At 74.4% G+C, this 13,204-nt stretch carries 11 protein-coding genes and 1 pseudogene; 1 reads left to right on the top strand and 11 read right to left on the bottom strand.

What is annotated here, in order from left to right:
- Window positions 1-12: 12 nt before the first annotated feature.
- The 11 genes from E1289_RS31500 to E1289_RS31550 form a co-directional block, all read right to left on the bottom strand.
- Window positions 13-1,113, bottom strand: a complete 1,101-nt coding sequence (locus tag E1289_RS31500) for an ABC transporter permease (protein WP_243713273.1) — start codon at window positions 1,111-1,113, stop codon at window positions 13-15.
- Window positions 1,110-2,639, bottom strand: a complete 1,530-nt coding sequence (locus E1289_RS31505) for a sugar ABC transporter ATP-binding protein (protein ID WP_131986742.1) — start codon at window positions 2,637-2,639, stop codon at window positions 1,110-1,112. Before E1289_RS31505 ends, E1289_RS31500 begins: the two co-directional genes overlap by 4 nt.
- 55 nt (window positions 2,640-2,694) lie before the next feature.
- The gene (locus E1289_RS31510) at window positions 2,695-3,882 is read right to left on the bottom strand and encodes an ROK family transcriptional regulator (RefSeq protein ID WP_207929271.1); all 1,188 of its coding nucleotides are present in this window, start codon (window positions 3,880-3,882) and stop codon (window positions 2,695-2,697) included.
- 211 nt (window positions 3,883-4,093) lie between these two features.
- Window positions 4,094-4,699 carry an ATP/GTP-binding protein gene (locus E1289_RS31515; RefSeq protein ID WP_131986744.1) on the bottom strand — a complete coding sequence of 202 codons (606 nt, stop codon included), beginning with the start codon at window positions 4,697-4,699 and terminating at the stop codon, window positions 4,094-4,096.
- The gene (locus E1289_RS31520) at window positions 4,680-5,081 is read right to left on the bottom strand and encodes a DUF742 domain-containing protein (protein ID WP_131986746.1); all 402 of its coding nucleotides are present in this window, start codon (window positions 5,079-5,081) and stop codon (window positions 4,680-4,682) included. Before E1289_RS31520 ends, E1289_RS31515 begins: the two co-directional genes overlap by 20 nt.
- A gap of 1 nt (window position 5,082) precedes the next feature.
- On the bottom strand, window positions 5,083-5,526 hold the full coding sequence (locus E1289_RS31525; RefSeq protein ID WP_131986748.1) for a roadblock/LC7 domain-containing protein: 444 nt from the start codon (window positions 5,524-5,526) through the stop codon (window positions 5,083-5,085).
- Window positions 5,523-8,129, bottom strand: coding sequence for a nitrate- and nitrite sensing domain-containing protein (locus E1289_RS31530; RefSeq protein WP_131986750.1), 2,607 nt, complete (start codon window positions 8,127-8,129; stop codon window positions 5,523-5,525). The genes E1289_RS31525 and E1289_RS31530 overlap by 4 nt, the downstream gene beginning before the upstream one ends.
- A 78-nt stretch (window positions 8,130-8,207) precedes the next feature.
- Window positions 8,208-8,846 carry an ATP/GTP-binding protein gene (locus tag E1289_RS31535; protein WP_131986752.1) on the bottom strand — a complete coding sequence of 213 codons (639 nt, stop codon included), beginning with the start codon at window positions 8,844-8,846 and terminating at the stop codon, window positions 8,208-8,210.
- The gene (locus tag E1289_RS31540; protein ID WP_131986754.1) at window positions 8,827-9,204 is read right to left on the bottom strand and encodes a DUF742 domain-containing protein; all 378 of its coding nucleotides are present in this window, start codon (window positions 9,202-9,204) and stop codon (window positions 8,827-8,829) included. Before E1289_RS31540 ends, E1289_RS31535 begins: the two co-directional genes overlap by 20 nt.
- A 6-nt stretch (window positions 9,205-9,210) precedes the next feature.
- The gene (locus tag E1289_RS31545; RefSeq protein WP_207929272.1) at window positions 9,211-9,672 is read right to left on the bottom strand and encodes a roadblock/LC7 domain-containing protein; all 462 of its coding nucleotides are present in this window, start codon (window positions 9,670-9,672) and stop codon (window positions 9,211-9,213) included.
- On the bottom strand, window positions 9,669-12,416 hold the full coding sequence (locus E1289_RS31550) for a nitrate- and nitrite sensing domain-containing protein (RefSeq protein WP_131986756.1): 2,748 nt from the start codon (window positions 12,414-12,416) through the stop codon (window positions 9,669-9,671). The genes E1289_RS31545 and E1289_RS31550 overlap by 4 nt, the downstream gene beginning before the upstream one ends.
- Before the next feature lie 393 nt (window positions 12,417-12,809).
- Here E1289_RS31550 and E1289_RS31555 point away from each other — a divergent pair.
- A pseudogene (locus tag E1289_RS31555) lies at window positions 12,810-13,204 on the top strand (hypothetical protein); the annotation flags it as partial.

Genomic DNA, 13,204 nt, shown 5'->3' on the forward strand with positions numbered 1-13,204 from the left:
GGGTGAAGGGGGTCAGGTGGGCGAGCGGAGCCCGCGGCGCTGCAGCAGCACGGCGGCCACGATGATCGCGCCCTTGGCGATCAGCTGGTCGCTGGTCTGCAGGCCGTTCAGGATGAACAGGTTGGTGATGAGCGTGAAGATCAGCACGCCGAGGATCGACCCGACGACCGTGCCTCGCCCGCCGGTGAGCAGCGTCCCGCCGATGATGACGGCGGCGATCGCGTCCAGCTCGTACAGGTCGCCGTGCGTGCTGGAACCGGTGGTGGTCCGCGCCATGATGATGATCGCGGCGATACCGCAGCAGAACCCCGACAGCGCGTACAGCGCCAGGGTGTGCCGGCGGACGTCGATGCCGGCGAGCCGCGCCGCCTCGGGGTTGCCGCCGACCGCGAACGTCCGGCGGCCGAACGTGGTGCGGTTGAGCAGCAGCCAGCCCGCGAACGCGACGGCCGCGAAGATGTACACGACGAGCGGCAGCCCGAGCACCCGCGTGGTGGACAGCGCCACGAGCGCGTCGTTCTCGGGACCGATCAGCTGGGTCTTGCGGTCCGACATCCGCTGCGCCAGCCCCCGCGCCGCGACGAGCATCGCGAGCGTGGCGATGAACGGGACGAGCCGCCCGTAGCTGATCAGCAGCCCGGACACGACGCCCGTGCCGGTCCCGACGAGGATCGCGCACAGCGCCATCACCGCGGGCCCGTACGACTGCGTCGCCACGGTCGTCGCCCACACCGACGCCAGCGCCATCACCGACCCGACGGACAGGTCGATCCCGCCGCCGATGATCACGAAGGTCTGCCCGACGGTGATCACGCCGATGGTCGCGGCGAGCACCAGGATGGCGACCACGTTCCCGGACGTGGCGAAGTTCTCCGGCTGGGTCGCCAGGCCGACGCCCGCGAGCAGCACCAGCGCCGCGACCAGCCCGAGGTGCCGGATCTCCCCCGGCCCCCGCACGGCGGCGGCTCCGGTGCCCGCCGGCGGCCGGGGGCCGCCCGGCCCCTTGCCCAGCGGAACGCGCTTGGCCAGCGAGCCGAGCCTTCCGTCCTGCTCCCCGCCGCCCGGCGGGGTCTGTGGGGCCGACCCCCCGGACCCCTGACTCGTCTCGGTCACAGGGCGCTCCCTTCCATGATCATGTTCAGCACGGTGGCCTCGTCGAGTGCGCGGGCGTCGCCGGTGTGCACGACCCGTCCCTCGCGGACGACGAGGACCCGGTCGGCGAGCCCGAGCACCTCGGGGACCTCGCTGGACACCAGCAGCACCCCGATCCCGCGCCCGGCCAGCTCGCGGATCACCGCGTACAGCTCGGCGCGCGCGCCGACGTCCACGCCGCGGGTCGGCTCGTCCAGGATCAGCAGCCGCAGCCCGGCGGAGCCGAGCAGCCAGCGCGCCAGCACGACCTTCTGCTGGTTGCCGCCCGACAGCGTCACGACCGGGCGCGCCGGGTCGGGCGGCCGGATGTCGAGCGCCTCGATCTGCCGGCGCACGTCGGCGACCTCGCGGCGCCGGTCGAGCCAGCCGAACGAGGCGTACCGGGACAGCCCCGCGACGGTGACGTTCCCGGCGACGGTCTCGTTCATCAGCAGCGCCTGGCTCTTGCGCTCCTCCGGCGCCATGCCCATGCCGCGCCGCACCGCCGCGCCCGTGTCGCCGGGGCGGACCGGGCGCCCGTCGATCAGCACCCGGCCCCGCGCGGGGCGCCGCGCGCCGTAGATCGTCTCCAGGATCTCGGAGCGGCCGGAGCCGACCAGCCCGGCGAGCCCGACGATCTCACCGGCGCGGACGCTGAGCGATACGTCCGCGAAGGAGCCCGGGAGCGTCAGGCCCTCGACGCGCAGCACCTCGGGCCCGTCGGCCTCGGCAGCGGGCTCCGGACGCTCCGGGAACACGTACTCGACGTCCCGGCCGGTCATCAGCGAGACGATCTCGTCGGTCGAGGTGGTCCGGGCGGGCAGCCCGACCGCGACGGCCCTGCCGTCCTTGAGGACGGTCACCCGGTCGCCGATCTCCCGGATCTCCGCCAGCCGGTGCGAGATGTAGATCACCGCCACGCCGGCGGCGGTCAGCTCGCGGATGATGCGGAACAGGTTGCCGACCTCGTCGTGGGCGAGGGCGGCGGACGGCTCGTCCATCACCAGGAGGCGCGCCTCGTGCGACAGGGCGCGGGCCATGCTGACGACCTGCTTTCCGGCCGCCGGAAGCCGCCCCACCTCGCGGCGCGGCGAGATCTCCGCGTGCCCGAGCCGGCCGAGCAGCTCGCGCGCCGCCCGCTCGGCGTCGCCGCGGCGGGTGAAGCCGAGCGTGGACTTCTCGTGGCCGAGGAAGATGTTCTCCGCGACCGACAGCCCGTCCACGAGGTCGAGTTCCTGGTAGATCGTCGCGATCCCGGCGCGCATCGCGGCGTTCGGCCCGGCGAGCCGCACCGGCTCCCCGGCGAACACGATCTCGCCGTCGTCCGGCTGGTGCGCGCCGGCGAGCACCTTGATGAGCGTCGACTTCCCGGCGCCGTTCTGCCCGAGCAGGCAGTGCACCTCGCCGGGCCGCACGTCGAGGTCGACGCCGTCCAGCGCGCGGACGCCGGGGAACTGCTTGACGATGCCGCGCATCAGCAGCAGCGGTTCGGTTTCGGGCGAGCCCATCGGGCCTCCTCGGGGGCCGGAGCCACGGGATAGGGACGCGGAGAGGGGTCGGGGGTCAGGACGCGGAGAAGACGTGGTCGCTGATGAGGCGGGCGCCGCCGACCACCCCGGCGGCGCCGGCGAGCTCGGACAGCACGATCGGGAGGTTGCCGGTCGCGAGCGGCGCGGACCGGCGGTAGACGACGCTGCGGATCTCGGCGAGCAGCGCGTGGCCGAGCCCGGCGACGCCGCCCGCGATGATGACGAGCCCGGGGTTGAAGAAGCTGACCAGCCCGGCGAGCACCTGCCCGACATGCCGGCCGCCCTCCCGGATGATCTGCACCGCGACGGGGTCCCCGGCGGCCGCCGCCTCGCCGACGTGCTCGCCCGACAGCGTCCCGTGGGTCTCCAGCAGCGCGGCGAGCCGCGGCGACCGTCCCGACCCGGCCGCCGCCTCGGCGTCCCGGGCGAGCGCCGCGCCGCCGAAGTACGCCTCCAGGCAGCCCGCGTTGCCGCACGCGCAGATCGGCCCGTCGTCGTCGACGCGGATGTGGCCGATGTCGCCCGCACTGCCGGACACGCCGCGGTAGATGGCGCCGTCCACGACGATGCCGCAGCCGATCCCGGTGCCGATCTTGACGAGCAGGAAGTCGTCGACCGAGCGCGCCAGCCCCGCGTGCAGTTCCCCCAGCGCCATGAGGTTCACGTCGTTGTCGACGAGGACCGGGCACCCGAGCTCCTGGCCGATCGCGTCCCGCACCGGGAACCGGTCCCAGCCGGGCATGATCGGCGGGACGACCGGCATGCCGTCGCGGAAGCTGACCGGGCCGGGCACGCCGATCCCGGTGCCGTGCACCTGCGGGATCAGCCCCTCGTCGCGCAGCTTGCCGAGCAGGTCGAGGGCCCGGTCGAGCACCACGGTCGCGCCCTGCCGGACGTCGCACTCCTCGCTGACGTGCCCGAGCACCTCCAGCGCGCCGTCGGTGACCGCCACGTCGATCGAGGTGGCACCGACGTCGAAGGCGACGAACCGCAGGCTCGGCGACAGCCGCACGATGCCGGACCGCCGGCCGCCCCGGGACGCCGCGAGCCCCGCGCCCTCCACGAGCCCGAGTTCGACGAGCCGGTCCAGCTCCACGGCCAGCTTCGACCGCGACAGCCGGACCACGTCGCCCAGCTCGGCGCGCGAGCGCGGGCCCTCGTCACGCAGCAGCCGCAGCAGCCGTGCCTGGTGCACGTTCTGCGGGCGAGCCGACATGCGCATCACGTCGTCCTCTCAGGTCCTCCGGGACGAGACCGGGGCGGTGTGACCCCGGTCTCATGGCGAGAACGTAACCGGCTTTCGCCGCGTTGTGAAGACCTTTTCGCGATCGTGACCCAACTTTCTCCACTCAGAAGACAAAGCCGGGGCGAGCGAAGGCCCCTGCCCGCGTGAGGCGGACAGGGGCCGTTCGGGACGACGCTAGTGCCGGACGCTAATAGCTGACCGTCTGCCGGCCGCTCATGGTGCGCATGATGTGTTCCACGAGTGTGATGAGCACGCGCTTGGCGTCCTCCCGGTCACGGACGTCGCAGGAGATCACCGGGATGTCGGGCGACAGGTCGAGGGCGTCGCGCACCTGCTCGTGCGAGTGGTGGCCCGCGCCGTCGAACCGGTTGACGCCGATGATGAACGGGACGCCGCGCCGCTCGAAGTAGTCGACCGAGGCGAAGCAGTCCGCCAGGCGGCGGGTGTCCACCAGGACGACCGCGCCGAGCGCGCCCTTGGCCAACTCGTCCCACATGAACCAGAACCGGTCCTGGCCGGGCGTCCCGAACACGAACAGCACGAGGCCGTTCGGGAGCGTGATGCGCCCGAAGTCCATCGCCACGGTCGTCGTCGTCTTGGACGCGACGGCCGTGGTGTCGTCGATCCCGATGCTCTTCTCGGTCAGGGCCTCCTCGGTCCGCAGCGGACGGATCTCGCTGACCGCGCTGACCAGGGTGGTCTTGCCGACGCCGAAGCCGCCGGCCACGAGGATCTTGACCGTCAGCGCGGAATCGCCCTGGGCGGCCGCCGCGTCAGAGCGCACGGATTCCATCGATCACTTCCTTGAGTACACGCTCGCCGGGGAACTGCGCCACCGGCGCGGGACGCCGGACCTGGATCAGCGAGTGGTCGAGCAGGTCGCCGAGCAGGACACGGACGACCCCGAGGGGGAGTTCCAGATCCGACGCTATCTCGGCGACCGACAACGGGGTGCGGCAAAGCTCCAGGATCATGTCATGTTCGGGCTCCGGCGACCACGGGGTCGCGTGGAGTGCGGCGGAATCGTCATCGGCCACGGCGGGCTCCACCGCGACGATGAGGGCGACCAGATCGAACTCGACGCCGTCGTAGTGCGTCCGGCCGCCGGTGAGCGCGTACGGGCGGACGACGGGCCCCGCGGCCTCGTCGTACCAGGCGCCGCCTCGCCCCTCCACCTCAAACGCCGCCCGGCTCGGCCGCGGCGACCCGCGGGTTGGCCGACAGGTGCTGCCCGACGCGGGTGACCAGCATCGCCATCTCGTAGGCGATGACACCGAGGTCGGCGTCGGCGGCGGCGAGGACCGCCAGGCAGGCGCCCTTCCCGGCGGCGGTGACGAAGAGGAACGACGACTCCATCTCCACGATCGTCTGCCGGACGGGCCCGCCGCCGAACGACTCCCCGGCTCCGCGGGCGAGGCTCTGGAAGCTCGCGGCCACCGCGCTCAGGTGGTCGGACTCCTCGCGGGCCAGCCCGCTGGACGCGGCTATCTTCAAGCCGTCGCCCGACAGCACCACCGCGTTCTGCACCGGGGCGACCCGCTGGACCAGGCTGTCGAGGAGCCAGTCCAGCTCACCGCCTCCGCCCGGGACCTCGGCGCCGGGGTACTGGGCCTCTGTCATGGGGTGTCGTCCTCCTGGTCGGCTGGGTCGCTCGCGGCCTCCGCGTCGGCCGCGTCCTGTCTGCCACGCTGCCAGCCACGCTGCATGGCGGACATCATCGATCGCAGTACTTCGGGTGAGCGCGCCGGGTCGTCCTCGTCCGGAACGGTCCCGGGCGCGGGCGCGCTGTCGCCGCCGGGCCGGGGCGGCGCCGCGTCCGGCGCCCCGTCCGCCGGGACGGGCGCGGACAGCGGCATGCCGGCGGGCTCGGGCCCGCGCGGCGGGCGGGCGGGCTCCGCCGGTGGCGCGTCGGCCGCGGGCGGGGCCTGGCCCCGGGCGGCCAGGTGCTCGTCCACCCGCTGCTTGAGCTGGGGCGCCAGGTGCTGCTGCCGCCTGCGCTTCGGCAGCTCGCCCGGCTGCAGCGGCGCCGGGGGCTCCGGCGGCGCCTCCGTGCCCGGCCGGGCGGGTCCGGGCGCCGGGTGCTCCGGTTCGGGCTCCGGCGCGGCGGCCCCGCCGGCGGGCTCGGCCTCGACCAGGCGGACGACGCCGCCCGGGGCGGCCGCGGGCAGCGCGGAGGCCGCCCCGGAGGCCGACAGGGCCGGGGCGGTGCCCGGCAGCGTCTGCATCGGCCCGGTGAGGCGGCGCGCGGTCGGCTCGGGGTCGGGCTCGTCGACGATCAGCGAACCGGGGATCAGCGCGATCGCGGTCGTCCCCCCGTACGGGGACTGGCGGAGCGTGACCTGGATGCCGTGCCGCTGGGCCAGCCGCGCCACGACGAACAGCCCGAGCTGCGCGCTGTCGGACGGGTCGAAGTCCGGCGGCCGGGTGAGCCGCGCGTTGGCGGCGCGCAGCGCCTCCTCGGTCATCCCGAGGCCCCGGTCCTCGACCTCGATCGCGAAGCCGTTGGCGACCGCGTGCCCGGTGACCCGCACCGGCGACTGCGGCGGCGAGAACGTGGTGGCGTTCTCCACGATCTCCGCCAGCAGGTGGATGACGTCGGCGACGGCGGAGCCGAGCAGCGCGACGCGCGGCAGCGGCTGCACCCGGACGCGCGGGTAGTCCTCGACCTCGGCGACGGCGCCGCGGACGACGTCCACCAGCGGCACCGGGCGGCGCCAGCCGCGGCCCGCCGTCTTGCCCGCGAGGATCACCAGGCCCTCGGCGTGCCGGCGCATCCGGGTCGCGAGGTGGTCGAGCCGGAACAGGTCCGACAGCTCCGACGGGTCCTCGGTGCGGCGTTCCATGGAGTCCAGGAGGCCGAGCTGGCGGTGCAGCAGCGCCTGGTTGCGGCGCGCGAGGTTGACGAACACCTCGCTGATGCCGCGGCGGGCCGCGGCCTCGCCCTCGGCGGACCGCACGACGGCCTCGCGGGCGCGGTCGAACGACTCGGCGATCTGCCGGATCTCGGTGATGCTGAAGTCGAGCCCGGGCTCCGGCTCCGGCTCGGCGGGCCGCCCGGCGCGGATCCGCTCCGCCAGCCTCGGCAGCCTCTCCTGGGTGAACTCGACCACGCCGCCGGCGAGCTCGCGGCACTCGCGGACCAGCCGCCGGGAGACCCGGACGGCGAAGAACGACGACAGCAGGATCGCGAGCAGCCCCAGCCCGCCGGCGAGGGCGAGCCGCGTGAACGTGCCGATCGCGATGCCCTGGGCGTGCTCGGTGACGTCGTCGAGGATGTCGTTCTCCAGCTCGAAGAGCCGGTCGTGGACGGCGTCGCTGGCGCTGCGCCAGGCGCCGGGCTCGATGACGGTCACCTCCCGCGCGCCGGCCTGCGCCCCCTCCGGGGACGTGCCGCCGCCCGCGGCGGTCCCGCGCTCGGCGGCCGCCGCGGGCGGCTCGGCGCCGTGGATGACCTCGTTCTCCATCCGCGTCAGCTGCCGGAACGGCGGGGTCTCCATCATCCGCTCGTAGCGGGCGTGGAACCGGCGGGGGAGGTCGCGGGCGTTGTCCGCGTGGATCGTGTGGTGCGCCCCGACGAGCTTGGCGAACTCGGCGCGCTCGGCGGGCGAGATGTGTCCCGCGGCGAGCGCCCCGGTCAGCAGGGCGTCCTCGCGGGCCATGTACTCGCGGGCGCGGCCGAACGAGGTGAGCGTGCGGGCGCGGGCGGTGATCGAGCCCTCCGCCGGCGCGGTCGCGCTGTAGATCGCGAAGCCGGCGTCGATGAGCTCGTTGTACTCGCGCAGCACGTGCCCGCGTCCGGCGGCGCGGCCGTCGACGGTGCGGCGCAGCCCGTCGAGGCCGCCGAGCCTGGTGACGAGCGCGTCGATCCGCGTGACCACCTCGGGCAGGATCGTCTCGCGCATGCCCTGGTCACGGCTGCCGGCGCGGACCTCCCCGGCCGCCTTGTCGGTGGCCCTGCGCTGCGCCCGGATCTCGTTCGCGCCGGCCGACCGCGCGTCGCCGAGCCAGGTCATCGACAGGCGCCGCTCCTTCTGCAGGCCGGCGATGAGCCGCTGCGTGGGGAGCACGGTCTTCTGCTGGAAGTTCCTGCTCTCCAGGAGCTGGTTCGCGTCGCCGTAGGTCATGCCGGTGACGAAGACCCACAGCGACGTCAACGCCAGCAGCGGGACGAGGACCAGCAGCGTGATCCTCGTCCGGATGGAGGAGAAACGGGGTGCGGCCATCACTGCTTCGGCACTCGGAGGCGGGACATGCGGGGGAAACCTCCCGATGCGTGGAGTACGGGGGTGTGCGGGACTCTACTACGTCGCGGCTTCCCGGCGGTCCGGCGGACGCGGGCCATCCGGCGCCTCCTGCGGGTCGGGCCAGGTCAGGACGTGCTCCATCAGCGCCACCAGAACCTCCTTCGATGATTCGCGCCGCCGGACGTCGCACAGCAGCACGGGGACGTCCGGGTCCAGGTCGAGCGCGATCGCGACGTCCTCGGGCCGGTGCGTGCGCCGGCCGTCGAAGCAGTTCACGGCCACCACGAACGGGACGCCGCGCCGCTCGAAGTAGTCGATCGCGGCGAAGCTGCCGGTCAGCCGCCGCGTGTCGGCCAGCACGACGGCGCCGATCGCGCCCGCCGCCAGCTCGTCCCACATGAACCAGAACCGCTCCTGGCCGGGCGTGCCGAACAGGTACAGCAGCAGCTGCTCCGACAGGGTGATCCGCCCGAAGTCCATCGCGACGGTCGTGGTCGTCTTCGCGCCGACGCCGGACACGTCGTCCACCCCGACGCCGCGGTCGGTCAGCGGCTCCTCGGTGTGCAGCGGCCTGATCTCGCTGATCGAGCCGACCATCGTGGTCTTGCCGACCCCGAACCCGCCGGCGATCAGGATCTTCGTCGTGACGAGGGGGCGGGCGCCCAGGCCGGTCCCCTCAGAGGGCGCGTAGGCCATTCAACACCTCCCGCAGCACTCCGTTCGGTGGGCGGCGGCCCCGCACGGGCTCCACCTCGGCGACCACCGCGACCAGTCCCTCGTCCCGCAGGTCGCCGAGCAGGACGCGGACGACGCCGATCGGCAGGCCCAGGTCGGCCGACAGCTCGACGACGGGGACGGGGTGCGCGCAGGCGCGCAGCACCCGGGCGTGGTCGGGGCTGTAGCGCAGCCGGTCGCCCGCGGGGACGCCGGTGGCCGCCACGACCGCGATCAGCTCGAAGCCCTCGCCCTCGGGACGGGTCCGTCCCCGGGTCATGGCGTACGGACGCACGAGCGGACCGGCCTCCCGGTCCAGCCACCGCTCTGAGGACGCCATCGCCGCTCACCGGCTCCGCGGCGAGGTCCCCCCGGCGCCACCGAAGCCCTCACCCGCCGTCTCGTGCTCGGCTCCGAACCTGGGGCTCGCCTGCAGGTGCTGGCCGACCCGCTTGACCAGCACCGCCATCTCGTAGGCGACGAGGCCGGCGTCGGCCTCCGCGTCGGCCAGCACGGCGAGGCAGGTGCCGTCGCCGGCGGCCGTCACGAACAGCAGCAGCGCGTCCATCTCGATGATGGTCTGGCGCACGTTCCCGCCGGCGAAGTGCCGGCCCGCGCCGCGCGCCAGGCTCTGCACGCCGGACGCCAGCGCGGACAGGTGCTCGGCGTCCTCGCGGCCCAGCTCGGTGGAGGCCGCGATGGCCAGGCCGTCCCGGGACAGGATCACCGCCTGCCGCACCGCCGTCACCCGCCCGGCGAAGTCGTTGAGCAGCCAGTTCAGTTCACCGGTCGCGGTGTGGTGCATCATCGCTCCCCCTCGTCGCCGCCCACGTCCGACGCGCGCCCGCGCCGCCATCCCTGCTGTATCGATGCCATCAGCGAACGTGCCTCCTCGGGCGAGCGTGCGATGCCCCCGGACGCGCCGTCGCCGACGCGGGGCGGGGGCGGCGGGGGACGCTTGCGGAGCTGCGGGGCCAGGTTCTCCTGCCGCACCCGGCGGGGCAGGCCCGCGTGGGTGGCCGCGGGCTGCCAGTCCTCCCGGGCGTCGTCGACCACGTCCGCGTCCACGATCTCGTCGGCGTCCACGATCTCGTCGGCGTCCACGATCTCGGCCGCGTCCCCGCCGGTGTGCGCGCCGGCGTCCTCGCGGGTCTCCTCGCGGGTCTCCTCGCCGGAGTCCGGGACGGCCTCCGGGACGGGTGCGGCCTCGTCCGACCAGGGGTTGGGCCGGGGCCCGGACGGGGCGCCGGGCCCGGCCTCACCGGGCGTCCCCCACGACACGGTTGTCCCGGACAGCTCGGGCAGCGCGGGCGGCGCCTCCATGTGCCCGGCGGAGGTGTGCCCGGCGGCCTCCTCCGCGCGCCGGCGCCGCTCGTGCGGCTCGGCGGCGGGCAGGGAGGCGAACCGCCCGGACTCGTCGGTCTCCCGCAGCGGGACGACCGACTCCGAGCGCGACGCGGGCACCAGCGCGGCCTCGCGCGGCGCCTCGGCCCGCACGTGGACCGCGCCGTCGTCCGCGAGGTGGTCCCCGGGCTCGATCTCGGCGGCCGCCTCGGCCGCCGCCATCTGCTCGGCGGGCACCACCAGCTCGTGCGGCAGCAGCACGATCGCGGTCACGCCGCCGTACGGGGAGCGCTGCAGCGACACGGTGATGCCGTGCCGGGCGGCGAGCCGCGCGACGACGAACAGCCCGAGCTGGTCGGTGTCGACGAGGTCGTACTCGGGCGGCTCGGCGAGCCGCCGGTTGGCCTCCTCGAGCAGTTCGGGCCGGACGCCGAGGCCGCGGTCCTCGATCTCGACGGCGAACCCGGTGCCGACGCGCTCGGCCATCACCCGGACCTCGGTGGTCGGCGGGGAGAACGTCGCGGCGTTCTCCAGCAGCTCGGCCAGCAGGTGGACGACGTCGGTGACGGCCGCGCCGACCAGGCCGTCCGCGGACTCGGTGAGGACGGTCACGCGGGTGTAGTCCTCGATCTCCGAGACGGCGGCGCGCAGCACGTCGGCGAAGCGCACCGGATGCCGCCAGCCGCGGCCCGGCGTGGCGCCGGACAGGATGATCAGGCTCTCCGCGTGCCGCCGCATGCGGGTGGTGAGGTGGTCGATCCGGAACAGGTCTTCCAGGTCGTCGGGCTCGGCGCGGCTCTCCAGGGCGTCCAGCATCGTCAGCTGGCGGTGCAGGAGCGACTGGTTGCGGCGGGCGATGTTCAGGAAGATGCGGCTGACGCCCGCCCGCAGCTCGGCCTGGCCGACGGCGGCGTCGACGGCGGTGCGCTGCACCTTGGAGAACGACTCGGCGAGCCGGGCGACCTCGGTGGTGCGGCCCGCCTCCAGCGGCGGCGCCGCGGCGGCGACGTCCACGCCCTCGTTGCGGCTCAGCCGGTCGACGAGGGCGGGCAGGCGGCGGTCGGCCAGCTCCTCCGCGGATCCGCGCAGCCCGACCAGCTCGCGGACGAATCCCCGCGCGAGCCGCAGCGACAGCAGCACCGAGACGAGGATCGCCAGCAGGCCGAGGCCGCCGACGACGCCGAGCCGGACGTAGGCGGCGCGGCCGAGCCGGTCGGCGTCCTCGCCCGCGAGCCGGGAGTTGGCGAGCAGCATGTCGTTGGCCCTCAGCACCAGCTGCTGCGCCGTCCGCTGCCACTCCTCCGCGGCGATGGGCAGCGGCCTGCGCGGATCGGCGTCGGCGATCCGGTCCTCGACGCCCTGGAAGTCCTGGTAGACGGGTGAGGCGAACACGGGCGCGCTCGTCGTCGCGTAGACCTCCCGGTCCAGGAGCGAGCGCTGCCTGGTCCAGTGCCAGCGCTGCTCGCCCACCATCTCCACGAACATCCGGTGCTCGGGCGCCGTCATCCGGCCCCCGGTGATGAGGGCGGAGGCGATCAGCGCGTTCTCGCGCTGCAGCAGTTCGAGGGCGCGGCCGGCGTGCCGGGTCGCCAGCGTCGCGTTGTACAGCTCGGAGTCGTCGATGTCGAGGCGGTCGTACACCCGGTGCACGTCGTCGACCATGGTGCCGTAGTAGTTGATCGCGGTCAGCCGCTCGATGGAGCGCGCGTCGATGCCCGTCCGCAGGCCGGTGAGCCCGCCGAACCCCCTGACGACCTCCTCGACGCGCTCCTCCAGCCCGGCGGGCATGGCGTCCCGGGCGGCGGCGGAGGTGGCCTGCCGCCGGAAACCCTCGATGGCCGCGTCCAGGCGCTTGCGCTGCTGGTCGAGGGAGCTCGGCGTGGACGGCGCGCTCTCCCGCGGGGTGCTGAGGAACACGGCGGAGGCCTGGCGCTCCTTGCCCAGCTCCACCAGCACGGCCTGGCCGGTCGGCGCGAGCAGGCGGTCGAGCGTGTGGTAGTTGCGGTGGGCCAGCGCGTCCCGGCCGGTGACGTTGGCGGCGTACCCCCACAGCGCGACGAGGGACAGCAGCGGAACCAGCAGCAGCGCGGCGACCCGGGTGCGGATCGAGCGCGTGCGCCGGCGGCCGGCCGCTTCGGCTGGGCGGCGCTCATCGGTCTTCGCCGTGGTGTCCTGGGGGGCGTCCCCCCTGGATGAAACGAATTCCATGTGACCTCGAACGTTCCGGCGCGGAGGGTCCCTGGATCATAAAGGCGGTGCGTGACCGGGCCGCAACCCCTTTGCCGCCTTTCGGACGCATTGGGACCATTCCGTGTCACCTGCGGGTATGTGCCCGGGCCGGGCGATGGCCCCCGAACCTCCGCAAAGAGATTGCGGCAAATCCGGACAATTTACTTCATTTCCCCCTGTCGTCCCGGGGCGGATGCGCCATACTGTGCTCCTTCACCCCCCGCTCGCGTCGCGGCCGGAACGGGAAGGAGATCGGCGATCCATACAGGCAACGACGGCGGCCGGAACGAGGGCGCCCACACCGGCCCGCCGGACATGACCGGCCTGGGCGGAAGGCCGACGCACGGGCCCCAGGGCGTTACGATGCCCGCCGTGAGTCCCGAAAGCCAGGCATCCGAGGCACTTCCCTCCCGACGGCGCCGCACGCCCCGCGGCGGCCGCCACCGCGGCGACGAGTCCTTCCTGCTGCCCCCCGGATCCCCAGCGCTCGTCCTGGCCGTCCCCGGCCCCGCCCGGCAGGCCGGCGCCGAGATCGCCCACGAGCTCGCCCGGCTCGTCGAGATCGAGCACACCGGCCAGCCGGCCTACATCGCGCACCTGGAGGGCGAGGAGGCGAACCTGCACGCCGTCCTCGCCGGGCTGCGGCGCGAGGAGGACGTCCCGGCGGCGGTGGTCGTCCCGCTGTCCACCGGCCCCGACCGGGCCCTGGACGCCGCCGTGCACGCCGCCGTGGCGGGCTCCCCCGCCCGCGCCGTCGCCGCCGAACC

Origin of the sequence: Actinomadura sp. 6K520 (assembly GCF_004349245.1) — a bacterium.
GTDB lineage: Bacteria > Actinomycetota > Actinomycetes > Streptosporangiales > Streptosporangiaceae > Spirillospora.

What these genes read in the sequence shown, in the direction of transcription:
- E1289_RS31550 (WP_131986756.1), bottom strand. Translation starts at nt 12,416, where the DNA reads ATGGAATTCGTTTCATCCAGGGGGGACGCCCCCCAGGACACCACGGCG.
- E1289_RS31515 (WP_131986744.1), bottom strand. Translation starts at nt 4,699, where the DNA reads ATGGAATCCGTGCGCTCTGACGCGGCGGCCGCCCAGGGCGATTCCGCG.
- E1289_RS31510 (WP_207929271.1), bottom strand. Translation starts at nt 3,882, where the DNA reads ATGCGCATGTCGGCTCGCCCGCAGAACGTGCACCAGGCACGGCTGCTG.
- E1289_RS31545 (WP_207929272.1), bottom strand. Translation starts at nt 9,672, where the DNA reads ATGATGCACCACACCGCGACCGGTGAACTGAACTGGCTGCTCAACGAC.
- E1289_RS31530 (WP_131986750.1), bottom strand. Translation starts at nt 8,129, where the DNA reads ATGGCCGCACCCCGTTTCTCCTCCATCCGGACGAGGATCACGCTGCTG.
- E1289_RS31525 (WP_131986748.1), bottom strand. Translation starts at nt 5,526, where the DNA reads ATGACAGAGGCCCAGTACCCCGGCGCCGAGGTCCCGGGCGGAGGCGGT.
- E1289_RS31540 (WP_131986754.1), bottom strand. Translation starts at nt 9,204, where the DNA reads ATGGCGTCCTCAGAGCGGTGGCTGGACCGGGAGGCCGGTCCGCTCGTG.
- E1289_RS31505 (WP_131986742.1), bottom strand. Translation starts at nt 2,639, where the DNA reads ATGGGCTCGCCCGAAACCGAACCGCTGCTGCTGATGCGCGGCATCGTC.
- E1289_RS31535 (WP_131986752.1), bottom strand. Translation starts at nt 8,846, where the DNA reads ATGGCCTACGCGCCCTCTGAGGGGACCGGCCTGGGCGCCCGCCCCCTC.